The following is a 22,692-nucleotide window of genomic DNA, read 5'->3' as shown; positions in this document are numbered from 1 at the left end:
CCTCCAGTTCCATCAGCTTCTCGGCGGCAAAGCCGATCATCTCGCGCAGCAAATCGGCGTCAGCACTCTTCTCAACGAGCGAGCGCAGGTTCATCATATCGTCGGTCATCGGTGGACTTTCCATCAGGTTGAGCTTGAACAACCCGACCCTACCGGAAAAACACTGGTGACCGCCGCTATCCTGCTACACCACGCCCCGGCACATCATCCAAATATCCGCTGATGGTCATGAACAAAGCTACGCCTGTGTGTCCCTCATCGATCACTGAGAGAAGGAACAGCTTTGGGCGCCATCAAAAGGTATTGGATGGCCCGATGCGCCGTGGCCGAAGTGCCAAGCAAACACCATGAAAGCAGCTAGCGCACGGACATGGTCAAGAGCGAGATAGTGTTGCCCGGTTGAAGATTTCATGCTGAACGAAAAGATTCGGATCGAGGTGGGACAGGTTTTTGGAGGCTGCGCCCCTCCTAGTAAATGACAATCGCTGCAGCGGCAATCGCAGCATCGTCGGTCTCGTGCCATCGGATTTTAGGGGATGACCCTCGGTCCAATTCTGGACTGCTGGAGGATATTAGGTCTTCTTCGTTTCGTGTTGGATCTGGAAGAGCCGCCCTCCTGGGGACATCCCGTGTTCCCATGTATCCCGTCTTGCCACCTGCTCGGACTGTGTGTTTCCCTTTCCTGCGAGTGAGGGGGCGTGCATGCGTAAGGTGTCTGCGTTACTGGCGGTGGCTTGGTCGATCTGTTTGATCGCAGGGGCAGGGGCTGCGGAAACGACGTTCGGGCCCTTTACTGTCGATGACGGCACGCCGGAAATCATCCGCATGGACGGTGAGATCGACACGGGCGCCGCTCTGAGCTTCCGCCGCGCGCTGCAGGCCACGCCGAATGCGAAGCTGGTGACGCTGAACAGCCCCGGTGGCAGCGTCCAGATGGGCCTGCTGATTGCCGACGACATCCACCAGCGCCAGCTTTCCACCTACATTCCGAAGGGGAGCGGCTGCTACTCTGCCTGCTCGTTCATCTTCCTCGCCGGCCATGAAAGGAAGGCCGATGGTGAGCTCGGCGTCCATCAGATATCCAACGACACGAAGGATCTGGTCGGAGCCCAGTATGCGATTTCGGACATCATCGAGGTCCTGAACCGTTTCGGCACGCCGGTCGATGTCATGCACATCATGTTCAGGACGCCGCCCGATGACATGTATGTCTTCAGCCAGGAAGAGATTGAGCGCTACGGTCTGAACCGGACAGGCGGTACGTCGATCGCCGCAACTCCGCAGGGCGGTGCATTCCAGTCGCCCGCACCGGAGGGGACGGCTGCGGCTGGCGCAGTTGTCGAGGCGGAACGTGGTGCTGCGGCCGTGTCCGCGCTCGAGGCCTACACCCGGCAGCCGAACCGCATGGCGATATACACGGGACTCGACCTGTTCGGCGACGATATCACATCTATACGCACCAGTGATGCCGGGGCCTGTGCCGACAACTGCCTGCGCATGGACGGTCAGTGCAAGGCCTTTACCTTCAACACCGACCAGAGTCTGCGCCGGGGGCCGAACTGCTTCCTCAAGGCGAGCTCCGGGCGCGCCGATGGAAACAGCGTCGCGCTGTCGGGCCATCTTCTGGCTGCGGGCGAGGCGGATCCGAAGCCGATGACGTTGGCAACGATCGATCCGAATTCCTCGCTGTTCGAGGACGTCGACCTGCCGGGCGGCGACCTCAGCCGGCGCCCGTATCCCGGCGCCAACTCGCCGCTCGCCTGCCGGCTCGCCTGCATCGACAACAACGCCTGCATTGCCTTCACCTACGTGAAGGCGAAGAAGGAGTGCTGGCTCAAGGGCGTTGTCGGCAAGCCGGCTTACGGCAAGGGCATGGTTTCAGGCGTCAAGAAGATCGAAACCTTCCGCCCGGCAAAGATCATCAGCCTGAACTGATGATCTGGCCCGATACATGCCGCCTCTATTCGCGCTAGAAGGGCGGCATGACGGATCGATTCATTCTCGCCGGGGTGGCGAGTTTTCGCCAGGAAATCAAGAAGAGCCGGTTTCTCGCCCAGGCTGCCCCCATTGCTGACGAGGGCGAGGCGCGGGAGTTTCTCGCGCAGCATTCGGATCCGTCGGCTAACCACAATTGCTGGGCCTGGCGGATCGGCCAGAGCTACCGTTTTAGCGACGATGGCGAGCCGAGCGGAACCGCCGGCAAGCCGATCCTGCAAGCGATCGACGGGCAGGGGCTCGACCGCACAGTCGTCGTCGTTGCGCGCTGGTTCGGCGGCGTGCTGCTGGGTAGCGGCGGGCTGATCCGCGCTTATGGCGGCACGGCAGCATCCTGCCTGCGCGAGGCGCCGAAGCTGCCGCTCGTCGAACTTGAGACCATTTCCATCCAATCCGGCTTCAGCGATGCGCCGCTGCTGCGGGCGCGGCTGGAGGCGTTGCCGGGCGTGAGCATGAGCCGGCAAGAATTTCTTGCCGAGGGCGTCGTCCAGCATTTCCGGCTGCCGGCCGAGATGGCGGAGAAGGTGAGGGCGGTCGCGGCGGACGTGACTAGCGGCCGCGCGCTAATCCTCGGTGACGACTAGCTAGGCCAGCTTCGCCTTCACGAACACGTCGTAGCGCGTGCTCTTGCCGAGGATCTGGTACGAGGGTTTGCGGATTCCCTCCATCGGCGGGGCACGCAGCGGCCATTTCAGCACGACGCGGTTTTGTGCGTGCTCTAGCGCGACGCGCATAAGCTCCTCGGCGTCGGGATCGCTGCCGACGATCTCGCGGATCTGCCGCATCTCCTTCTTCACCAGTGCCGTGTTGCCGCGCGGCGGATGCATCGGGTCGACCAGCACGACTTGGGGCGCAAGCTGCGGCAGCAGTTCGCGCGAGTCGCCGTGCAGCAGGGTCATCCGCGCGATCGTCTCGGCGAGGGCGCCGCCTTCGGCTGCCGCGCGTTCGAGGCCGGCGGCAAGCAGGTCGTGCATCTTCGTCGAGCGTTCGATGAGCGTCACCTTCGAGCCGAGCGAGGCGAGGAGGAAGGCGTCGCGGCCAAGGCCCGCGGTGGCGTCGACGATTTCGGGCAAGGCGCCCTTCACGAGGCCGGCAGCCTTGGCAAGCGCGTGGCCGCGCGCGGCGCCCGTGCGGAACTGGTGCCCGACGGCGCCGCCCACGAAATCGACGATAGGTTCTGTGGTGTCCTCGCTGCGCGCCATGACGAGCCTCAGAACGGGCAGGGGGCGGTGAAAGTGACGTCGCTGCCGTCCGGGTGTCGGAAGGAGAGTTCCTCCGCATGGAGCAGAAGGCGGTCGGAGGCAGCGAGCGCCTCCCCTTCGGCATAGAACTCGTCGCCGAGGATGACGTGGCCGATCGCTTTCATGTGCACGCGCAGCTGGTGGGTGCGGCCGGTGAGCGGGAAAAGCCGGACGCGGGTGCGGTCGCTGCCGCGCTCGATGACCTGCCAGCGCGTCTGGGCGAGCTTGCCGCCTTCATGGTCGACGCGGTGGCGCGGCTTGTTGTCGGGGTCGATCGCCAGCGGCAGGTCGATCAACCCTTCGTCCTCCTCCATGATGCCCCACACGACCGCGACGTAGGATTTCTTCGTCGTCCGCCCCTCGAACTGGGCTGCGATGGCGGCGTGGGCCTTGCGGTTGAGAGACATCAGCACCAGCCCCGACGTGTCCTTGTCGAGGCGGTTGATCATCTGCGCTTGCGGAAAGTCGCGCTGCACGCGGGTTGCCAGGCTGTCCTTCAGCGCCGGGTGCTTTCCTGGTACCGACAGCAGCCCGCTCGGCTTGTCGAGCACGAGGATGTCTCGGTCGCGATGGCGGATCGTGACCCAGGGCTCAAGCGGCGGGTTGTAGACCGGGGAGTCGGCAGACAGCACATTCATGCGCTTCCCTTACATCCTGAAGCCGGCAAGGGGTAGTGCGTGGCGCCCGGTAAGGGTTAGCTTGTGACGAGAACCAGACCAGGGACGCGGTCGATCAGCGACTTGTCCTTCATTACCCGGTCGAGGTTGATGCGGGCGAGGCGCGCATGCTCGCGGGCGATCGCTTCGGCGCGCGAGCCTTCGCGCATTTCGATCGCATGAGCGATGGCGCGGTGCTGCGCCTGGCCGACGATCAGCGAGGTGCGGAAGGCTGGCACGCTCATCTGCGCCTCGAGGAAGGCGCTGGGGCTGGCGAAAGGCAGGTGGAGTACGCGCTCAAGCTCGCGCTGGATGATCTTGCTGCCGGAAAGCTCCGTGAGCATCTCGTGGAACTCGGCGTTGAGCGTCATGTAGGTGTCGAGATCCATGTCATCGACACCGGACTCCACCACCTCGTCGAGCCGCGAGATCAGTGACTTCAGCGCGTTGATCTTTGCGGGCGTTGCGCCGCGCTCGGCGGCAAGGCGTGCGGCCGTGCCTTCGAGCACACCGCGCAGCTCGATCGCGTCGGCAACGTCGGCGATCGAGAACAGGCGAACCGAGTAGCCGCCGGACGGAATGGCTTCGAGAATCCCTTCCTGCTCAAGACGCGCAAGGGCCGCGCGAACCGGCGTGCGCGACAGGCCAAGCTTGGCGCTGACGTTGATTTCCGAAAGCCGCTCACCTGGCGCGACCGTACCGGAGAAGACGAGGTCACGTACGCCCATGACCGCTTTCAACGTCTGGGATGCGCCTTTGTCTGAACGGGGGCTGCGAGCCATGAAGGGATTCCTCTGCACGTGAGTCTGCAAAAGGGCTAACCTGTTCTTCCTGCAGGGGATGTCATGCTGTGTACAAGTCAAAGTCAAGAGTGCGGGCCGCGCCGCTGGCAAGGTGACGTAACGTATGCTAGCCACCTCGAAGGGAATTCCACAGCAATTTGGCTGTGACCAGCGGTTGGAGGAGATGAGATGACTGATGTGAGCGCCGCTCCGGCGGCTTCTGTTGCGCGCCCGCCCTATCGGGCAGACCATGTTGGAAGCCTGCTCCGCCCCAAGGCCGTGAAGGAGGCCCGCAAGCGCTTCTTCGAGGAGAAGTCGATCGAAGCGGACGAACTGCACGCGGCCGAGGACGAGGCCATCCGCGCCGCGGTCAAGGCGCAGCAGGATGTCGGACTGCCCGTTGTGACCGACGGCGAGATCCGACGTACCTACTGGCACTACGACTTCCTGCGCATGCTCGACGGCATCGACCTCGAACACCGCGAGAAGGAGGCGATCCAGTTCCACGGTATCGCCCTGAAGCCGGAGTTTCTGACCATTAACGAAAAGGTCGATTTCCCGGACGATCACCCGATGCTGGAGCACTTCAAGTTCGTGGCCAGCGTCACGAACGTGATGCCGAAGATCTCGATCCCCGGGCCGAGCTGCGCGCACTTCCGCACCGATCCCGAAGACATCCGCTACGCGCCCTACAAGGACCTCGAGGTGCTGTTCGCGGATCTCGCCAGCGCGTATGCTAAGGCGGTGAAGGCGTTCTACGACGTTGGCTGCCGCTACCTGCAGATGGACGACATCTTCTTCGCCTATCTGTGCGATCCAAAGCATCGCGCCGCCAAGGCGGCACTCGGCCAGGATCCGGACTGGCTGATCGACAAGTACGCCTGGATGATGCACGAGGCGATCAAGGACCGCCCGTCGGATATGGTGATCGGCATGCACATGTGCCGCGGCAACTTCCAGTCGCACCATGCGGCGGAGGGCGCCTATGACCTGTGCGCCGACGCGATCTTCAACAAGACCGACGTCGACATCTACTTCATGGAGTATGATACCGATCGTGCCGGAGGGCTCGAGCCGCTGCGTCTTCTGCCCAAGGGCAAGAAACGGGTCATGCCCGGCTTCATCACCACCAAGACCGGCGAGCTCGAGAGCCTGGATGATCTCAGGCGCAAGTTTGACGCTGTTTCCAAGTTCGCCGACCTCGACCAGTTTGGCATCGCGCCGCAGTGCGGATTTGCCTCGACTGAGGAGGGCAATGCGATCTCGGAGGCGGACCAGATGCGCAAGCTGGAGCTCGTCGTAAAAACGGCCGAGTCGATCTGGGGCAAGGTGACGGGCTAGTATCCCAGGGATTGACCCGAAGACCCGGAAGGCTGCGATTCCTGCCGGGTCTTCGATACTTGCAGTGCTGTTTGTAACAGCTTTCGCCTGCGGGGCCTTGCCATGCCTTCGACTTTGGGTTATTTCGCCGGCATGTCTTATCGTCGCGCCATCAATATAAAGCGTCCGGCCCACTTCGTGGGGCAGACTGCGCGCGCGATGCTTTCTACCGTCCTTCTACTCGGCCTTAGCGGCGATCGCCGGGCTCGTTGAAGGAGCACCCGGCGATCGATTTCGCCGGCCTCGGCACCAGCTCCTTGCCCGAAAAATTTCCGTAGACATTGAAATCGTGCGCAGCGCCGTGCCATGAGAGCGCGCCCGCACCGGAGTGAAGACGATGAACGAACAGAGCCGTATTGATGCTGTAGCTGCCTCTCGCAAGAAGGGCATGCCTGATGCCGCGATCAAGTATCAGCCGTACCCGCTGGTCGACCTCAAGGACCGCACCTGGACGAGCAAGCGCATCGAAAAGGCGCCGATCTGGTGCTCGGTGGACCTGCGCGACGGCAATCAGGCACTGGTCGACCCGATGGGCCACGACCGCAAGGCGCGCATGTTCAATCTGCTCGTCGACATGGGCTTCAAGGAAATCGAGATCGGCTTCCCATCCGCGTCGCAGACCGACTTCGACTTCGCCCGCTGGTGCGTCGAGGAGGCCAACGTTCCCGATGACGTCGATCTCCAGGTCCTGGTGCAGTGCCGTCCGGAACTGATCACGCGCACCTTCGAGGCTCTGGAAGGCGCGAAGTCGCCGATCATTCACTTCTATAATTCGACCAGCGAGCTGCAGCGCCGCGTCGTGTTCGCCAAGGATGTCGCAGGCATCAAGCAGATCGCGACCGACGCCGCCAAGATGATCGTGGACATGGCCGCGAAGGCTGGCGGCGGCTATCGCTTCCAGTATTCGCCGGAGAGCTTCACTGGCACCGAGCTGGATGTCGCACTGGAGATCTGCAACGCCGTCATCGAGGTCATCAAGCCGACTCCGGACAACAAGCTGATCCTGAACCTGCCGTCGACGGTCGAGATGTCGACGCCGAACATCTACGCCGACCAGATCGAGTGGATGTGCCGCAATGTCGACAACCGCGAGAGCCTGATCATCTCGCTGCATCCGCATAACGACCGCGGCACCGGCATCGCCGCGACCGAGCTGGGCCTGATGGCCGGCGCCGACCGCGTGGAGGGCACGCTGTTCGGCAATGGCGAGCGCACCGGCAACGTCGACGTCGTGACGCTGGCGCTGAACATGTACACGCAGGGCGTCGACCCTGAGCTGGACTGCTCCGACATCAACCGCATGAAGGAAGTCTACGAGTACTCGAACCAGATGAAGATCGGCGAGCGCCACCCCTATGTCGGCGAACTGGTCTACACCGCGTTCTCGGGCTCGCATCAGGATGCGATCAACAAGGGCATGAAGGCGCTGAAGGCGTCGAATAAGCCGCTGTGGGAAGTGCCATATCTGCCGATCGACCCGCAGGATGTCGGCCGCACCTACGAGGCTATCATCCGCATCAATTCGCAGTCGGGCAAGGGCGGCATCGCCTACGTCCTGCAGGCGGACTACGGCCTCAATTTGCCGCGCAACCTGCAGATAGAGTTCAGCCAGGACATCCAGCAGATCACCGACCGCGAGGGCAAGGAGCTGCCGGCCAAGCGCATCTACGATCGCTTCATCGAGGCCTATGTCGACCAACCGGGCGCACGCCTGAAGTTCGTCGACCACCACACAGTGCCGGATCCGGATAATCGTGGCCGCCGCATCATGGAGGCAACGATCTCCGACAACGGCAAGGAAGTGACGATGACCGGCACTGGCACCGGCCCGATCGACGGCTTTGTTGACGCGCTGTCACGCTACATCGGCATCGACTTGTCGGTGCTCGACTATTCAGAGCACTCGATGCATCGCGGCTCCAACGCCGCGGCGATCAGCTACGTCGAGGTGGAATATCCGGGCGGCCGCCTGTTCGGCTCGGGCATCAACACCAACATCGTGGCGGCATCGCTGGCGGCGATCGTCTCGGCCGCGAACCGCATTCTCGCCCAGAAGAACTAAGAGATTTGTCCCGGCGTAAGAATCACTTGCGCCGGGATTTTCATCTGAGCTGGCAGCATCTGCTGCTCCACTTCACGTAGTACTTTACCCTCCATCGCCAGCGTGTAACCGTCTGTCCGTCCTGAAGAGTCGGAGTAGTCGATGACCTTGCATGCGCAGCTTGCCGGTAGCGGCGCCGACCCGATCGTGCTTCTGCACGGCTTTGGCGGCGATCACACCGCGTGGCGGGAAATCCAGCCGGCGCTGGCGGAACATCGCGCGACCATCGCCTATGATCTGCCGGGGCACGGCGGCTCGCTGAATTATCCTGGTGCCGGCTCGGCGAAGACGGCCGCGAATGCCGTGCTCGATGATCTCCGGTCGCGCGGGATAGAGCGTGCCCATCTCGTCGGTCATTCGATGGGCGGGGCGGTGGCGAGCCTAGTCGCGCTGTTCGATGCGAAGCGGGTGGCGTCGTTGACCCTGCTTGCGCCTGGAGGCTTCGGCCCCGACATCAACCGCCGCCTGCTGACTCGCTACGCCGCTGCTGAGACGAGGGAGCAACTGACCGCTTGTCTCGAAGCCATGACCGGGTGGTATTCGCCGGTCCCCGAGGAGACGGTGGAACATTTCCTTGCCGCGCGTGCCGTGCCCGGCCAGCGCGAGATGCTCATCGAGATGGCGAAGGGGCTGGCGCGGGATGGCCGCCAGGGTCAGCTGCCGCTCGACAAGATTGCGGAATTGCCAGTTCCGGTAACGGTCGTTTGGGGCGAGCTGGACAATGTCCTGCCTGTCTTGCAGCTCGAAGGTTTGTCGCCGAGCTTTGCGGTTCACCGCCTGCCGCGACTCGGCCACATGCTGCCCGATGAAGCGCCGGCACAGATGACGGGGATCATTCGGGCCGTTTGTGGATTTTAACGATACTTGGCGCCCTGCAAGACAGCGCCGTGATTTTGTCAACCGTCTATGTTAATCGTCGGTTAACCTTAGTCATGTGGAGGCCGCCTGTGAGTGAGCCGCTGGAAGATCGAACTGAAACGGCAAAGAGCCGCCTGGCGAACGCGATTCGCGAGGTGAAGAACGCCGTCGCGGATCGCGACGATGTTGTGGTCGACATCCGCGAAGCCCAGCTCACGCGACTCGAACTGCTGGCCGAGGACCTGGCGCCAGTATTTCGCGATGTGCCGAAGGACGACGACCGCTTCGACTTCGCCATCTCCAAGGGGCTGCAGCCGCGCCTCTGGATCGACGCCGTCACGCACGTCACCTTAGGGCGGGACCGGCGCACCTATCGCTTCCTGCGCGACACGCGCCTGGGCAGGGTGGTGCTTGCCGAGACGGCCGACATCAACGCCGCGGCGGACCATGTGACGCGCTACATCGCCGAGCGCCTGATCGAGCGCCAGCGAATCCTGGAAGGGGACGTCACCTATATCGGCGTCGACACCGTCGTCGGCAGCGAGACGCCGGAAAAGGCGTCGAGTTCGTCGCGACCGTCGGCCGGCTTCTTCAAGGGCATGGGCATCGCGATCCTTGGCGGCATCCTCGGCATCATCGCCTTTGCGCTGATCGCGTGGGAGCGTATCGCGGAACTGATCCGGTAAGCCCGGCCCTCAGCCCTTCAGCACACGCTGCTCGACCGTCGCGATTTCCATACCATTGCCGTTGAGGCCGCGGCGGGTCAGGGCAATGCGCCAGCTGCCGCTGTGGCCCTCGATCTCCAACAGATTGTACTGCGCCGCGGGCTTCTTGCCGCCGAACGCCTGTCCGGCGGCGGCGACGCCGATGACAGGCACCGGCCCATGCTTGCCACTGATTTCGTAGGCTGTCGGAAGGTGGGTGTGGCCGTGCAGCACAAGTTCCGCCCCGTGGCGCTCGATCACCTTCTGGAAACGGCCGATTCCGAGCAGGCGCTTGTGAGCGGGAGCGGCGCCACGCACTGGCGGATGATGGATCGCGACGACGCGGCAGTGACCGTTTTCCTTCGCGGTGTCGAGCATTTTGCCGAGACGCTTTGCCTGCGCCTCGCCGAAGAAGCCGCTCGCCATGAACGGGCCGGTCGCACGCGAGGATGAGACGCCGATGATGGCGACGTTGCCGCGCACGCGCATGAAGGGGAACTTGCCGATGCGGGCCGGCTCCTTTTCGCCGTCGCCATGCATCCAGGCTCCCCAGGACTTGCAGGCGCGGTCGATGGACCCCGGCACGTAGGCGTCGTGGTTGCCCGGCACTACCGAGACATCGTTAGGCTTGCCAAGGTTTTCGAGCCAGAGGCGAGACAGTTCGATTTCCCCATCAAGGGCGAGGTTCATCAGGTCGCCGGAGACAATCGTGTGGTCAGGCTTTGACGCCTTGAGGTCGGCGACGATCGCGTCGATGACGCCCTCGTGCAGGTTGGCGGCGCGGTTGCGGCGCCAGTTGATATAGCCCGTTATCCGTTTGGAGATGAGATCCCGATAGGTTACGGCTGGGAGAGGGCCCAGATGGATATCCGAGAGATGCGCGAGCCTGAACATTCAACACCCATAGGGCAGCAGGCCCGTCCTTGCCAACAGGCAGTCGCTCTGTGAACACGCCCGAGCCTGCATTCATGCACGAAGTGTGGTGGCGTCGGGTGCGTGCGCGGGCGTTCCACCTGTGGTTCGTGCTGCGCCGGCCAATGACGCTCGGCGTGCGTGGCATCGTCTACGACAAGGCGAACAATTCGGTCTTCCTCATCCGTCACACTTACGTGCCGGGCTGGCAGTTTCCCGGCGGTGGGGTCGAGCGCGGTGAGACCGCGGTCGAGGCCCTGTCGCGCGAGCTTTCCGAGGAAGGCAACATCGAGCTGCGCGGCGAGCCGGTGCTGAAATCGCTGCACTACAACCGGCGGCAGAGCCCGCGCGACCATGTCGCCTTCTACCTGATCACTGATTTCGTGCAGACGGCGCCGAAGCGGCCGGACATAGAAATCGCTGAAGCAGGGTTCTTCCCGCTGGATGCGTTGCCGGCCGAAACCTCGCCGGCGACGCGCCGCCGCATCGCCGAACTGTTTGAGGGCGTGCCGGTTGATCCCTACTGGTGATCAGGCGGCAAGGCTGAGCCTTGCCCGGTCGTGCGGCGCGTTGAAGTCGAGCGCCGGGCCCTTCGGCACGATCCCGGTCGGGTTGATGGTGCGGTGGCTGCCGTAATAGTGCGCCTTGATGTGCAGCATGTTGACCGTCTCGGCGATGCCGTCGGTCTGGTAGATGTCGCGCACATAGTTCGACAGGTTCGGATAGTCGGCGATCCGCCGCAAATTGCACTTGAAGTGCGAGTAGTAGACCGCATCGAACCGCACCAGCGTCGTGAACAGGCGGATGTCGGCTTCGGTCAGCCGGTCGCCGATCAGGTAGCGCGAGCGTGACAGCCGCGCCTCGATTTCATCGAGTGCAGCGAAAAGCTCATCGAAGGCTTCCTCATAAGCTTCCTGGGTGGTCGCGAAGCCCGCGCGATAGACGCCGTTGTTGATCGCCGGATAGATCCGCGCATTCAGCCGGTCGATCTCTGGGAGGAGATGGTCAGGGCTGAGGTTGATCCGGTTGCCGGCCCACTCATCGAACGCCGAGTTGAACATGCGGATGATCTCGGCCGACTCGTTGGAGACTATCGTCTCCGTCTTCTTGTCCCAAAGAACCGGCACGGTGACGCGGCCCGAATAGTTCGGATCGGCGCGGGTGTAGAGCTGATGCAGGAAGTCGCTTCCGTAGAGGCTGTCGCCGGTCGCGCCATCTTCCTTCACGAACGTCCAGCCGTCCTTGCCCATGTAGTGGTGGACGACGTCGACCGAGATGACGTGCTCGAGCTTTTTCAGCTTGCGGTAGATTAGCGTCCGGTGCGCCCAGGGGCAGGCGAGAGAGACGTAGAGGTGATAGCGGCCGGGCTCGGCTTTGAAGCCGCGTTCGCGATCCTCGGCGGGCTTGCCGTCCCTGGTAACCCAGTCTCGGAACTGCGAGGCGGACCGCTCGAAGCGTCCACCGCTCTTCTCGGTGTCATACCACTGGTCTTTCCAGACGCCGTCGACGAGCAGACCCATATCGTAACTCCCTTGCTTTCGACCCAATCTAGGGACCGTTCCAGACAGGGAAAACGCGCGGATGGCTGAACAGATCGTCACCCTTCGTACAAAAACGCCGTTGCGCGCGGCGAGATTTGATGTTAGCGGGATTTTTGCTGGCGGATGGGCCAGCGGAGGATCTCAACTTTGGCAAACGTGGGTTTCCAGCGACGACGATTGGGCTGATGCGCTCCAGCAGGGAGCGCAGGCGGTGTTTGCCGCATCCACCATCCTGTTCGCTTGTACCACGGAAATTGCCATGATCCCCGCTGACGTCGTCTACGTGACGGAAACCGCCGCGCACGATCCCGAAATCGAGGATATCAACGCCGAGGCCTTCGGTCCGGGCCGGTTCACGCGTGCAGCGCATGCGATCCGGGAAGGTGGCCCGCACAGGCGTGACCTGTCCTTCGTCGCGCTGGTCGATGGCAAGGTGGTCGGCTCCGTTCGGATGACGCCGATTGCTGCGGGCGAGGGCAGGGCACTGCTTCTCGGGCCGCTCGCCGTGCGGCCGGCGTTCAAGAGCCTTGGTATCGGCCGCAAGCTCGTCGCGCTGGCGCTGGACGCTGCGCGCAAGGATGGCTGGGGTCTGGTGATCCTTGTCGGCGATGCGCCGTACTACGCACCGCTCGGATTCTCGATTGTGATCCCGAAGGAGCAGGCGATCATGCCGCGGCCGGTCGATCCGGCACGCTTCCTCGCCTGCGAGCTGGTTCCGGGCTCGCTGTCGAACTTCGTTGGCGATGTCGTGCATGCGGACCTTGCCAGGCCGGCAATGAGGCTAGCTGCGGAGTAGAGCCATTCAGCCCTCACTCCCTCGTCGCTAATCTTCTTATTACCTGCCTTCGCGGTACCACATCGCGCCGAACGCCAGCAGAAGTGCTGCGAGGCCGAAGAAGCCCGCAAACAGCGGCACACGGCTGACCGACTTCAGCACGCTGTCATTGGTGGTGCGAAGGCCGATCCAGTCGCGGCCCGACGCAACCGCACCGGTACGAACCGGCACGATCCCGGGAACGCTGACATTGCCGGTGAGCGTTTGGCCGAGCCGGCGCACGCTGCCGCCGGATGCGTCGGCGGCAGGCTGAAGCACTTCGGTCGTCGAGACCGTGTCCTGAAACTCGGGCGCGTTGACGGGACCGACATGGGCAAGCGCCGTCAGGTCGCCGTTGGCGATCTGGTAGAGACCGATTTCGTCGACTTCCAGCGATCCGGTGAACAGGCCGGGCTCCGATGATGCCAGGTTCACGTCGATGCGCCGGCCGGACGGCGTCAGCACCGATGCCGGGCCAGGATCATCGCTCATCGTCTGGCGGATGATGTCGAGCGTCATGCCACGGCCGGAGGCGGTCAGGCGCTCTTCCTCGAGTTCCGGTTCCTTCATCAGCCAGTGGGCGATGCGGCGGTAGAGCGAGACGTGCGGCCCGCCGCCTTCAAAACCGCGCGCCCACAGCCAGCCCTGGTCCGACAGGAGCATGCCGACGCGGCCGTCACCCTTGCGGTCGAGCACCAGCAGCGGCCGGTCCGCGCCCTGCAGCACGACATGGCCCTCGGGTTGCTGGATATCGATCAGCCGGAACCAGCGGCTCCACTGCGGCGGCTCCGACGCCGAACCCTCAAGACCGCGCGTCACCGGATGACGCTCGCCGTCTTCGGTCAGGCGCGGATAGAACCCTTCCTCGATGACCGTGCCGGTCGGCAGGGCCGGCAGCGCCGAGATCAGGGGCGTGCGCGCGATCGACTGGTTGCCGGCATATTCAGGGCCCGCCGCAATCAGCAGCGCGCCGCCATTCTCCACGTACTCGGCGATGTAGTCGTAGTAGAGGATCGGCAGCACGTCGCGGTGCTGGTAGCGGTCGAAAATGATCAGGTCGAAGTCGTTCACCCGCTCAACGAACAGCTCGCGCGTCGGGAAGGCGATCAACGACAGCTCATGGATCGGCGTGCCGTCCTGCTTTTCAGGTGGGCGCAGAATGGTGAAGTGGACGAGATCGACCGAAGCGTCGGACTTCAGCAGGTTGCGCCAGGTGCGCTCGCCGGCATGCGGCTCGCCGGAAACGAGCAGCACGCGCAGGTTCTCGCGGATGCCGTCGAGCACGGCGATGGTGCGGTTGTTGGTGCCCGTCAGCTCGCCCGGCGCAGTGGGGATCGTCAGCTCGACAATGTTCTTGCCGGCGTTCGGCACGACGATGTTCATCGTCATCGGCTGCCCGATGCGCGCCTCGCGGTTGACGACGAAGTTGCCGTTGATCCGCACCTCGACCGGCACCGTGCCGGTCTGGCCGTCGTTGGAGATGACGCGATAAGTCATCTCGACAGGTTTGCCGACGATGCCGAAGCGCGGCGCGCGCTCGAAGCGGATGCGGCGGTCGAACTCGCCTTCCTCGCCGGTCACAAGCACATGCAGCGGTGCGCTGATGCTGCCGGGATCGGCAGGCACGTCGTGCACCTGGCCGTCAGTCACCATGATCGCACCGGCAACGCGGGAGGGCGGCACGTCGCGGAAGGCGGAATCGATCTCGTGGAAGAGGCGGGTCTGTGTACGGTCGTCAGCAGCGTCCGCACGACCGGCCTCGACCACGCGCACGTCGAACTGCGGGAAGCGCGACAGCCGAGCGCGAAGTTCCTCAACCGCGGCGTCGGTCGTTGCCATGCGGTCGCCGATGTCCTGGCTCTGGCTGCGGTCGACCACCAGCGCAACGACGCTCTGCAGCGGCTCGCGCTCCTCATCGAGAAGCACCGGATTCGCGAGGGCGATGCCGAGCGCGGCCAGCGCGGCAACACGCAGGAACGAGCCGCGCATTCGCAGGAACAGTGAAGCGAACACCAGCAGCGCCACCGGCACCATGATGGCGGCGATCCAGATCCATGACAGTAGCGGCTCGAAGGAGAGCGACCAGTTCATGTCCGACTCTCCATGCTACTGCCCCAGCCGTTCGAGCAGGGCAGGGACGTGCACCTGGTCGGATTTGTAGTTGCCGGTCAGCATGTACATCATGATGTTGACGCCGCCGCGGAAGGCATAGATCCGTTGCATCGGATCGTTCGGCACGGTCGGGTAGAGCGGCGCGCCGGCGTCATCGATTGCCCACGCGCCGGCAAGATCGTTGGCGGTGATCATGATTGGTGTGACGCCGTCGCCGGTGCGCACGGGCCGGTTCTCGGCATTGGAGGCGTCGAGCGAGGCTTCGACCCAAAGCGGGCTGCCGGAGAAGCGACCCGGAAACTCGGGCATGATGAAGAAGGTCTTGGTCAGCACATGATCGGCCGGCACCGGCTCGAGCGGCGGCACGTTCATGGATGCGAGGATGTCGCGCAGGCGCTGGGTTGCGGGGCTGGCGGAAGCGGAGTCGATGCCGGTCGAATACTGGTCGCGGGTATCGAACAGCACCGTGCCGCCTTCACGCATGTAGGCGTCGACGCGCGCAAGGGCTGCTTCCGACGGCAGCGGCGCGCTGTCGTCGATCGGCCAGTAGATCAGCGGATAGAACGAAAGTTCATCGGTCTCAATGTCGACACCGGCTGGCTCGCCGGGTTCCAGCGCCGTCTTCTCGATCAGGTATTGCGACAGGCCTGTGAGACCGGCGCGGCTGACGGCATCGATCGAACTGTTGCCGGTGATGACATAGGCGATGCGGGTGTCGGTGATGGCCGAGATCGCCGACTCGTCATCGATCTGGTCCTGTGCCTCGGAGGGCGATGGCACGCCGGCGATGAGGCCGAGTACGAGGAACGCTGCTGTTGCGGCCGGGGCCTTCCTGACCGGCCGGCGTGCGAGGTAGCCGCCGATCCAGAACACCGCGAGCGTGTCGAGGAGCATCAGGAGAACGGCTGCTGCAAACAGCGGACCGCGCAGGTCGACCGACTGGTCGAAGGCATAGGAAGCTTCCGAAACCGGGATTGTTACCGACGGCCGGGTGATCGGCAGGAACGTAGCGTCGCTCCCGAGCAGGTTGTGCGCGACGACGCCTTCGTCGCTGCCATAGAAGCCGGGCGGGTTTTCGCTGGTGACAGCAGCGTTGGCAGTTGGCTGAAGCGGCCGGGCATCAGGACCCGGAGGCACGAGCTCGCCGTCGGCGCTCACGATGCGGAACGGCGGCAACGATGCCGGGACGCCGCCGGCGCTGGCGTCGATGCGGCCCTGGTTGCGCGACAGCTGGACGATCCGGCGCAGCATTTCGACGAAGGTGCCGGAGATCGGCAGGTTCGACCACGTTGCCGACGGTGTCGTGTGGAACAGGACGAGCGTGCCCTGGCCGCGCGTGGCGCCGGTGACCAGGGGCGTACCGTCGGCGAGGCTCGCCCAGGTGCGCTCAACGATGTCGGAGGTGGGCTCTGCCAGCACCTGCCGGGTGACGGTGACCTCTTCCGGCGGCGGCAGGTCGGCGAACGGGCTGCCCTGCGGGAATTCTGCAACCGGCTGCGGCTCGGTCCAGGACAAGGCACCGCCCATCGCGCGCTCACCGATACGCAGGCGAACGGGAAGCAGTTCCTCGTCGTTGCCGGCGGCGGSMAGCCGCGAGCCCGCAAAGCGCACAAGCGTGCCGCCGTCTTGCAGCCACTCGATCAGCTGCGCCCGCGCGCTGTCCGGCAGCGTGCCGACATCGGCCATGACGATCATAGCCGGACGTTGTTCGAGAAGCTGCGGGATGGCCTCGGCAAGATCAGTGCTCTGCGGCTGGACGAGATCGGCGAACGGCTCCAGCGCGCGGCGGATGTAATAGAGCGGCGACAGCAGCGGCTGCGCTTGGTCAGCCTCGGCCTGCGAGATCAGGCCAACGCGACGGCGACGCGAGTTCTCGTCGAGCAGACGGATGCCCGCTGCATGCGGCTGGCCGTCGACGGTGATTGCGACGAAATCGTTGCGCAGCTCGAACGGCACCCGGAACTCGCCAGTAGCGGTCGTCTCGTTCGCGGCGAAGGCAACGGTCGTCTCGGCGATGCGGCGACCCCGGTCGTCCAGCGCGCCGGCAACGACCTGTCGCGGCAGCGTGTCGGTCGAGGGGCGGATAGCTGTGAAGGTGAAGCTCTCGGCGCTGTTGGTGTTGGCGCTGATGCCGACCATGTCGAGCCGGTTCGGCCCGATCCAGATCAGGCTGCCAGCGTTCTCGGACAGGAGCGTCTGAAATGCCTGCTCGTCTCCCGGCGCTTCGAGGCCATCGGTTAGAACGGCGACCGTCGCGCCGGGCAGCGTGCCAAGCGCGTCGGCGACGCGGCCAAAGACCGCCTGCCGGTCGACCGGGACCGGGCGCGGCTCGGCGGCGGCAAGGCGCTCGCGTGCGGTCGCCACGTCGAACGGGCCGATCTCGGCGTTGGGCTGCTCGGCGGTGAGAGCGAGGAGGATCGGCTGCCCTGCCGCGTCATCGATCAGCCGCTCTGCGGTCGCGACGCGGACATCCCAGTCCGGAGCGCTGGCCCAGCCGTTGTCGATGACGAGCGCCAGCGAGTTGCCGCCCACAGCAGTCGCCTCGCGCGGATTGAGAACCGGCTGCGCCAGCGCGAAGATGACCAGCGCGGCCATCAGCAGGCGCAGGAGAGTCAGCCACCACGGGCTCTGGTGTGGCGTTTCTTCCTTGCGAAGCACGCGTGCGAGAATGCGCAGCGGGGGAAAGATTTCTTCCTGCGGGCGCGGCGGAGTCAGCCGCAGCAGCCACCAGATCGCCGGAAGGGCGAGGAGACCCAGCAGGATGGCCGGTGCGCCGAAGGAAAGCGGCAGGAAGCCCATCAGGTGCCTCCGTAACCGACGTCTGTGGTAAGGGCCATGTGCACGCTGACCAGTGCTTCCGACGCTAGCCGGTCAGTGTGGTTGACCGTGTAGCTCCAGCCGAGCTTGCGGCACCAGGAGGACAGCTCCTCGCGCCGCGCAGTGTAGACGCGGCGGTAGTCCTCGGCGATGGTCTCGGCACGGCCGGCGGTCAGCTTCTCGCCGCTCTCGGGATCGCGGAACTCGGTGCGCCCGGAATAGGGGAAGGTTTCTTCGGCCGGATCGGAAATTTCGATTAGGTGGGCGCGCACGCCGTGGCGCGCCAGCGCATCAAGCCATTCCTGTGTTTCTTCGACCGGATCGAGGAAGTCGCTGGCGATGATGATGTCGCTGAACCGGCGCAGCTGCGAAAGCTCCGGGCGGGATGGAAGCTCGGGCGCGTGGATGAGGCGCGCGGCAAGCCGCTCGGCGCCGTTGCGCGAGCTGATCGGGTCGGTGAGCCCCGGCCAGCCGATGCGCTCGCCGCTGCGGGACAGAAGCTCGGCAAGGGCGAAGATCAGCACCAGCGCGCGCGCTTCCTTGGAAACGGTTGCACCGCGTGACTTGTAGAGCATCGACGGCGACGGGTCCGCCCACAGCCAGATGGTGTGCGCGGCCTCCCACTCCTTGTCGCGGACATAGACATGGTCGTCACGGGCGGAGCGGCGCCAGTCGATGCGCGACATCGACTCGCCGTCGACATAGGGACGGAACTGCCAGAAATTCTCGCCGATGCCCCGGCGGCGGCGGCCGTGCCAGCCGGAGATGACAGTGTTGGTGACGCGCTGCGCCTCGACCAGAAGGTCTGGGATGAGCGATGCACGCTGTCGGGCGCGGGCGAGCGCGTCGCGGGTCGCGACCGGTGCAGACGCCTCGCCGATCCGTGCCATTACCCTGCCGCTTTCACCAGTTGCGCGATCACGTTGCGGACGCTGATGCCTTCGGCACGCGCCGCGAAAGTCAGCGCCATGCGATGCTGGAGCACGGGTTCGGCCAGAGCCTTCACGTCATCGATCGACGGCGCAAGCCGCCCGTCATAGAGCGCACGGGCACGGGCGCAGAGCGTCAGCGCCTGGCTCGCGCGCGGGCCGGGACCCCAGGCGACGCGGCGGTCGGTTTCGGGATTGCCCTGGCCCGGACGCGCGGAGCGAACCAGCCTGAGAATCGCCTCGACCACGCTGTCCGGCACCGGCATGCGGCGGATGAGCGACTGGATTTCCTTGAGGCGTTCGGCGTTGAGAACGTTGACGGCGCGCGCATCGGCGACACCGGTGGTCTCCAGCAGGATACGGCGCTCGGCGTCGATGTCCGGATAGAGGATGTCGACCTGCATCAGGAAGCGGTCGAGCTGCGCCTCGGGGAGAGGATAAGTGCCTTCCTGTTCGAGCGGGTTCTGGGTTGCCAGCACGTGGAAGGGGGAGGGCAGGTCGTGCCGCTCGCCGGCCACGGTCACGTGATATTCCTGCATCGACTGCAGCAGCGCCGACTGCGTGCGGGGCGAGGCACGGTTGATCTCGTCGGCCATCAGCAGCTGGGCGAAGATCGGCCCCTTGATGAAGCGGAACGAGCGGCGGCCCGACGCATCCTGCTCCATCACTTCGGAGCCGAGGATGTCCGACGGCATCAGGTCAGGCGTGAACTGGATGCGGCGGCCGTCGAGGCCGAGGACGATGCCGAGGGTTTCAACGAGCTTGGTCTTGGCGAGGCCCGGCACGCCGACGAGCAGCGCATGGCCGCCGGCAAGAATCGCCACCAGCGTGCGCTCGATCACGTCGTGCTGGCCAAAGATCACCTGTCCGACCGCCTCGCGAACCCGCGAGATGTCGGCCAGCGCTGCCTCGGCCTGAGCAACCAGATCCTTCTCGGTAGGCGCAGTTTCCGGCTGGGGGGTAGCGTTCATGGAAACAGTTCCTCGTCAGTTTCGACATGGCCGCGCGCTGGCGATCCAGGCAGGTTCAACTTAAAACACGCAATTAGGCTGACAAGCGCAACAACAGTGACTATTTCGTGACGATGGCGATGCGCACAGATAATGAACACGGCGGACTGGGCAAGGCTGCGGATGCGGCGGGGCTGGAGGCGCTCATTTCACGCGCGGCCCGCGCTGGCAAGGGGCTGCCGCCCGTCGATCGCTGGAACCCCGAATTTTGCGGCGACATCGACATGGAGATCAGGCGCGATGGCACCTGGTTCTACATGGGAACGCCCATTGGCCGCCCGGCGCTGATGCAGTTGTTCTCCTCGGTGTTGCGCAAGGACGAAGACGGCAAGACCTATCTCGTCACGCCGGTCGAAAAGGTCGGCATCCGCGTCGAGGACGCGCATTTCATTGCCGTCGAGGTGAACCTCAGCAATCTCGGGCCTGACCAAGTGCTCACCTTCCGCACCAATGTCGGCGACGTGGTCGAGGCAGGACCGGACAATCCGATCCGCTTCGTCGACGAGGACGAGACCGGCGGCATGAAACCGTATCTTCTGGTTCGCGGGCGGCTCGAGGCACTGGTTTCGCGCGCGGTGATGTACGAGCTCGTCACCTACGGCGAAGAGGTCGAAATCGACGGCATGGCAATGTTCGCGGTGCGCTCCAAAGGTGCGGTGTTTCCGATGATGTCGATGGAGAAGCTGGAGGCACTTAGCGCCGGCTCATGACGATCGATACCCTCCCACGCTTCACTGCAGCGGATTTTCGCCGCCGCGCCGCCGTTCATCAGCTGCCGCGCGAGCAGAACGTTTACGGCGATCACCGGCTGAACCCCGATCTCGCGTCGCTGTTCGTGCACGACCAGCTGCGCGATGCGGCGGTGCTCGTTCCGGTCGTCGACCGCGCGGGCGAAGCGAGCGTGATCCTGACCCAGCGCGCGGCGAAGCTGCGCTCGCACTCAGGCGAGATCGCATTCCCAGGCGGGCGGCTCGACCCGACTGATCCAACGCCGGAATACGCGGCGCTGCGGGAGACCGAAGAAGAAATCGGCCTCAACTCGGACTTCATCGAAGTGGTGGGGCGGCTGCCGGACTATGTCACCGGCTCTGGCTTCCGCATCGTGCCGGTGCTGTCGGTAGTGAAGCCCGACTTCATGCTGACCATCAACGAGGACGAGGTGGCGGATGCCTTTGAGGTGCCGCTGTCCTTCCTGATGGACCCGGCAAATCACGTTCGCGGCAGCCGCATCTGGAACAACCGGGAGCGGTTCTTCTACCGGATGCCCTTTGGCGAGCGGAACATCTGGGGTGTTACCGCCGGCATCATCCGGGTGGTTTACGAAAGGCTTTATGCGTGAGCGGAGTTTCGATTGCGGCCCGGGCCGAGTGGCTGGCCGACGCCAATTTGCAGCGGCTGCTTGCGGCGCTGTCAGCGGACGGCGAGGAGGCGCGCATTGCTGGCGGCGCGGTGCGCAACACGCTGCTTGGCGAGCCGGTGTCCGACATCGACATCGCAACGACCACCACGCCAGATGAGACTGAGCAGCGGGCGCAGGACGCCGGCTTTCGTACCGTGCCGACCGGCAAGGAGCACGGCACCATCACCGTGATCGCCGACGGGCGCGGCTATGAGGTGACGACGCTGCGCGCCGATGTCGAGACCGACGGCCGACATGCCCGGGTAGCCTTCGGCAAGGACTGGAAGCGCGATGCCGAGCGCCGCGACTTCACGATCAACGCGCTCTATGCGCGAGCCAACGGCGAGGTGGTCGATCTGGTCGGCGGACTGCCTGATCTCGAGACCCGTACACTGCGCTTCATCGGCGATGCCGACGCGCGCATTCGCGAGGATTACCTGCGTATCTTGCGCTTCTTCCGGTTCTTTGCCTGGTACGGCAAGGGGCGCCCGGATGCGGACGGTTTGCGTGCCTCGGCGCGTTTGAAGGACGGTCTGGCGCGGCTCTCGGCCGAGCGGATCTGGTCGGAACTCAAGAAGCTTCTGTCGGCGCCAGACCCGTCACGAGCGCTGCTATGGATGCGCCAAGCCGGCGTGCTGACGCAGATTCTGCCCGAGAGCGAGAAATGGGGGATCGACGCGATCCACGGGCTCATCGCGACAGAAAAAGACCTCGGCTGGCAGGTTGACCCGATGCTGCGGCTGGCCTCGCTTCTTCCGCCTGTCCAGGAGAAGCTGGAGGCGATGGCGGAGCGGCTGCGGATGTCGAAGGCAGAAGCTGCCAAACTGACCAGCTGGGCCGCAGCCGGATCGGCCAGCCACACGACCAGCGAACTGGCCTTGTCCAAGCAGCTCTACCTAGGGGACGTTTGCGGCACCGCTTATCGCCTCAAGCTGGCGCTCGCTGCAGCGCGGGCACGTGCTCAGCAGGAAGATGCCGCGCTGGTCGAGGCCGGCGGCTATTCCAGGCAGCTGAAATTCCTGGACGGGTGGACGAAGCCCGCATTCCCGATCAACGGCGGCGACCTGCTAAAACTGGGTGCAGCGCCGGGGAAGGCGATGGGTGAGAGCCTGAAGGCGCTCGAAAAGGAGTGGATGGACAGCGGCTTTCGCATGGAACGCGACGCGCTGCTTGCGCGCGCCGCAGAATTGATCGCCGCGTCCTAGGCTACCGTGTTTTCCGGCACGATCCGCGAGCGGATCGCCTCGATCATGGTTTCGCGGATCACGGTTTCGCCGTGGGTTTCGCGCATGTGCTCGACTGCCCGGCGCATCACTTCCGCTTCTTCTTCATGCCTGGTGTGCCATTCGCAACCGGGGACGAGCGAACCGCAATGAAATTCCTTCATTGGTCTTCTCCCTGTGTTGTGCCGATACAGAAGGACTGGATGGCGAAGGTCGCC

General features: G+C 64.5%; 21 protein-coding genes. 11 read left to right on the top strand and 10 right to left on the bottom strand.

Features of this window, described 5'->3' with window-relative positions; genetic code table 11:
- Positions 1-702 precede the first annotated feature (702 nt).
- Both L610_RS08825 and L610_RS08820 read left to right on the top strand, forming a co-directional pair.
- A complete protein-coding gene (locus L610_RS08825; protein ID WP_245263808.1) occupies positions 703-1,935 on the top strand; it encodes a PAN domain-containing protein in 1,233 nt (410 codons plus the stop codon).
- Between the two features lie 47 nt (positions 1,936-1,982).
- Positions 1,983-2,579 carry a YigZ family protein gene (locus L610_RS08820; RefSeq protein ID WP_024849836.1) on the top strand — a complete coding sequence of 199 codons (597 nt, stop codon included), beginning with the start codon at positions 1,983-1,985 and terminating at the stop codon, positions 2,577-2,579.
- On the opposite strand, the gene L610_RS08815 is transcribed toward L610_RS08820, so the two are convergent.
- The 3 genes from L610_RS08815 to L610_RS08805 are packed head-to-tail and all read right to left on the bottom strand — an operon-like array spanning position 2,580 to position 4,674.
- Positions 2,580-3,197 carry a class I SAM-dependent methyltransferase gene (locus L610_RS08815; protein ID WP_024849837.1) on the bottom strand — a complete coding sequence of 206 codons (618 nt, stop codon included), beginning with the start codon at positions 3,195-3,197 and terminating at the stop codon, positions 2,580-2,582.
- An 8-nt stretch (positions 3,198-3,205) separates the two neighbouring features.
- Entirely contained in the window at positions 3,206-3,874 is a 669-nt protein-coding gene (locus tag L610_RS08810; RefSeq protein ID WP_034330964.1) for a pseudouridine synthase, read from the bottom strand.
- Positions 3,875-3,930: 56 nt separating this feature from the next.
- A complete protein-coding gene (locus L610_RS08805) occupies positions 3,931-4,674 on the bottom strand; it encodes a GntR family transcriptional regulator (protein WP_024849839.1) in 744 nt (247 codons plus the stop codon).
- A gap of 189 nt (positions 4,675-4,863) precedes the next feature.
- Here L610_RS08805 and L610_RS08800 point away from each other — a divergent pair, with 189 nt between their 5' ends.
- From L610_RS08800 to L610_RS08785, 4 genes are all read left to right on the top strand, one after another.
- Complete coding sequence (locus L610_RS08800) at positions 4,864-6,015, top strand: 5-methyltetrahydropteroyltriglutamate--homocysteine S-methyltransferase (protein ID WP_024849840.1); 1,152 nt, start codon at positions 4,864-4,866, stop codon at positions 6,013-6,015.
- Between the two features lie 427 nt (positions 6,016-6,442).
- Positions 6,443-8,116: a 2-isopropylmalate synthase gene (gene leuA, locus L610_RS08795; protein ID WP_024849841.1), complete on the top strand. Its 1,674-nt coding sequence runs from the start codon at positions 6,443-6,445 to the stop codon at positions 8,114-8,116.
- Between the two features lie 141 nt (positions 8,117-8,257).
- Positions 8,258-9,013: an alpha/beta fold hydrolase gene (locus L610_RS08790; protein WP_024849842.1), complete on the top strand. Its 756-nt coding sequence runs from the start codon at positions 8,258-8,260 to the stop codon at positions 9,011-9,013.
- 89 nt (positions 9,014-9,102) lie between these two features.
- Positions 9,103-9,699, top strand: coding sequence for a hypothetical protein (locus L610_RS08785; protein WP_024849843.1), 597 nt, complete (start codon positions 9,103-9,105; stop codon positions 9,697-9,699).
- A gap of 9 nt (positions 9,700-9,708) precedes the next feature.
- Here the strand turns inward: L610_RS08785 and L610_RS08780 are convergent, their stop codons facing one another.
- Positions 9,709-10,611: a metallophosphoesterase gene (locus L610_RS08780; protein WP_024849844.1), complete on the bottom strand. Its 903-nt coding sequence runs from the start codon at positions 10,609-10,611 to the stop codon at positions 9,709-9,711.
- Positions 10,612-10,685: 74 nt separating this feature from the next.
- On the opposite strand from L610_RS08780, the gene L610_RS08775 reads away from it, so the two are divergent.
- Positions 10,686-11,159 carry an NUDIX domain-containing protein gene (locus L610_RS08775; protein ID WP_034330966.1) on the top strand — a complete coding sequence of 158 codons (474 nt, stop codon included), beginning with the start codon at positions 10,686-10,688 and terminating at the stop codon, positions 11,157-11,159.
- Here L610_RS08775 and L610_RS08770 read toward each other — a convergent pair whose 3' ends face one another.
- The gene (locus L610_RS08770; protein WP_024849846.1) at positions 11,160-12,149 is read right to left on the bottom strand and encodes a glutathione S-transferase family protein; all 990 of its coding nucleotides are present in this window, start codon (positions 12,147-12,149) and stop codon (positions 11,160-11,162) included. It lies immediately after the preceding gene.
- A 280-nt stretch (positions 12,150-12,429) separates the two neighbouring features.
- On the opposite strand from L610_RS08770, the gene L610_RS08765 reads away from it, so the two are divergent.
- The gene (locus L610_RS08765; protein ID WP_144704369.1) at positions 12,430-12,966 is read left to right on the top strand and encodes a GNAT family N-acetyltransferase; all 537 of its coding nucleotides are present in this window, start codon (positions 12,430-12,432) and stop codon (positions 12,964-12,966) included.
- 39 nt (positions 12,967-13,005) lie between these two features.
- Here the strand turns inward: L610_RS08765 and L610_RS08760 are convergent, their stop codons facing one another.
- Genes L610_RS08760 through L610_RS08745 form a run of 4 tightly spaced genes read right to left on the bottom strand, consistent with a single transcriptional unit; the run spans position 13,006 to position 19,813 of the window.
- Positions 13,006-15,075 carry a membrane protein gene (locus L610_RS08760; protein ID WP_024848975.1) on the bottom strand — a complete coding sequence of 690 codons (2,070 nt, stop codon included), beginning with the start codon at positions 15,073-15,075 and terminating at the stop codon, positions 13,006-13,008.
- A 15-nt stretch (positions 15,076-15,090) separates the two neighbouring features.
- Entirely contained in the window at positions 15,091-17,895 is a 2,805-nt protein-coding gene (locus L610_RS08755) for a DUF4159 domain-containing protein (RefSeq protein WP_144704365.1), read from the bottom strand.
- Positions 17,895-18,803, bottom strand: a complete 909-nt coding sequence (locus tag L610_RS08750) for a DUF58 domain-containing protein (protein WP_144704362.1) — start codon at positions 18,801-18,803, stop codon at positions 17,895-17,897. Before L610_RS08750 ends, L610_RS08755 begins: the two co-directional genes overlap by 1 nt.
- The gene (locus L610_RS08745) at positions 18,803-19,813 is read right to left on the bottom strand and encodes a MoxR family ATPase (RefSeq protein WP_024848978.1); all 1,011 of its coding nucleotides are present in this window, start codon (positions 19,811-19,813) and stop codon (positions 18,803-18,805) included. The genes L610_RS08750 and L610_RS08745 overlap by 1 nt, the downstream gene beginning before the upstream one ends.
- A gap of 113 nt (positions 19,814-19,926) precedes the next feature.
- Here L610_RS08745 and L610_RS08740 point away from each other — a divergent pair, with 113 nt between their 5' ends.
- Genes L610_RS08740 through L610_RS08730 form a run of 3 tightly spaced genes read left to right on the top strand, consistent with a single transcriptional unit; the run spans position 19,927 to position 22,456 of the window.
- Positions 19,927-20,562 (top strand): DUF1285 domain-containing protein, encoded by a 636-nt coding sequence (locus tag L610_RS08740; protein ID WP_024848979.1) that lies wholly within the window; start codon positions 19,927-19,929, stop codon positions 20,560-20,562.
- The gene (locus L610_RS08735; protein ID WP_024848980.1) at positions 20,559-21,191 is read left to right on the top strand and encodes a CoA pyrophosphatase; all 633 of its coding nucleotides are present in this window, start codon (positions 20,559-20,561) and stop codon (positions 21,189-21,191) included. Before L610_RS08740 ends, L610_RS08735 begins: the two co-directional genes overlap by 4 nt.
- Entirely contained in the window at positions 21,188-22,456 is a 1,269-nt protein-coding gene (locus tag L610_RS08730; RefSeq protein WP_024848981.1) for a CCA tRNA nucleotidyltransferase, read from the top strand. Before L610_RS08735 ends, L610_RS08730 begins: the two co-directional genes overlap by 4 nt.
- Here L610_RS08730 and L610_RS08725 read toward each other — a convergent pair.
- Complete coding sequence (locus L610_RS08725; protein WP_024848982.1) at positions 22,453-22,638, bottom strand: DUF1059 domain-containing protein; 186 nt, start codon at positions 22,636-22,638, stop codon at positions 22,453-22,455. The two genes, L610_RS08730 and L610_RS08725, sit on opposite strands and share 4 nt — an antisense overlap.
- Between the last annotated feature and the right edge of the window lie 54 nt (positions 22,639-22,692).

This window comes from Aminobacter sp. J44 (genome assembly GCF_007829415.1).
Taxonomy (GTDB): Bacteria; Pseudomonadota; Alphaproteobacteria; order Rhizobiales; family Rhizobiaceae; genus Aerobium.
Note: the sequence above shows the minus strand (reverse complement) of the source record. Positions and strands in the feature narration are given on the sequence as shown.

What these genes read in the sequence shown, in the direction of transcription:
- L610_RS08815 (WP_024849837.1), bottom strand. Translation starts at nt 3,197, where the DNA reads ATGGCGCGCAGCGAGGACACCACAGAACCTATCGTCGATTTCGTGGGC.
- L610_RS08765 (WP_144704369.1), top strand. Translation starts at nt 12,430, where the DNA reads ATGATCCCCGCTGACGTCGTCTACGTGACGGAAACCGCCGCGCACGAT.
- L610_RS08780 (WP_024849844.1), bottom strand. Translation starts at nt 10,611, where the DNA reads ATGTTCAGGCTCGCGCATCTCTCGGATATCCATCTGGGCCCTCTCCCA.
- L610_RS08745 (WP_024848978.1), bottom strand. Translation starts at nt 19,813, where the DNA reads ATGAACGCTACCCCCCAGCCGGAAACTGCGCCTACCGAGAAGGATCTG.
- L610_RS08825 (WP_245263808.1), top strand. Translation starts at nt 703, where the DNA reads ATGCGTAAGGTGTCTGCGTTACTGGCGGTGGCTTGGTCGATCTGTTTG.
- leuA (WP_024849841.1), top strand. Translation starts at nt 6,443, where the DNA reads ATGCCTGATGCCGCGATCAAGTATCAGCCGTACCCGCTGGTCGACCTC.
- L610_RS08775 (WP_034330966.1), top strand. Translation starts at nt 10,686, where the DNA reads ATGCACGAAGTGTGGTGGCGTCGGGTGCGTGCGCGGGCGTTCCACCTG.
- L610_RS08725 (WP_024848982.1), bottom strand. Translation starts at nt 22,638, where the DNA reads ATGAAGGAATTTCATTGCGGTTCGCTCGTCCCCGGTTGCGAATGGCAC.
- L610_RS08805 (WP_024849839.1), bottom strand. Translation starts at nt 4,674, where the DNA reads ATGGCTCGCAGCCCCCGTTCAGACAAAGGCGCATCCCAGACGTTGAAA.
- L610_RS08770 (WP_024849846.1), bottom strand. Translation starts at nt 12,149, where the DNA reads ATGGGTCTGCTCGTCGACGGCGTCTGGAAAGACCAGTGGTATGACACC.
- L610_RS08740 (WP_024848979.1), top strand. Translation starts at nt 19,927, where the DNA reads ATGGCGATGCGCACAGATAATGAACACGGCGGACTGGGCAAGGCTGCG.
- L610_RS08800 (WP_024849840.1), top strand. Translation starts at nt 4,864, where the DNA reads ATGACTGATGTGAGCGCCGCTCCGGCGGCTTCTGTTGCGCGCCCGCCC.
- L610_RS08760 (WP_024848975.1), bottom strand. Translation starts at nt 15,075, where the DNA reads ATGAACTGGTCGCTCTCCTTCGAGCCGCTACTGTCATGGATCTGGATC.
- L610_RS08820 (WP_024849836.1), top strand. Translation starts at nt 1,983, where the DNA reads ATGACGGATCGATTCATTCTCGCCGGGGTGGCGAGTTTTCGCCAGGAA.
- L610_RS08790 (WP_024849842.1), top strand. Translation starts at nt 8,258, where the DNA reads ATGACCTTGCATGCGCAGCTTGCCGGTAGCGGCGCCGACCCGATCGTG.
- L610_RS08810 (WP_034330964.1), bottom strand. Translation starts at nt 3,874, where the DNA reads ATGAATGTGCTGTCTGCCGACTCCCCGGTCTACAACCCGCCGCTTGAG.
- L610_RS08735 (WP_024848980.1), top strand. Translation starts at nt 20,559, where the DNA reads ATGACGATCGATACCCTCCCACGCTTCACTGCAGCGGATTTTCGCCGC.
- L610_RS08750 (WP_144704362.1), bottom strand. Translation starts at nt 18,803, where the DNA reads ATGGCACGGATCGGCGAGGCGTCTGCACCGGTCGCGACCCGCGACGCG.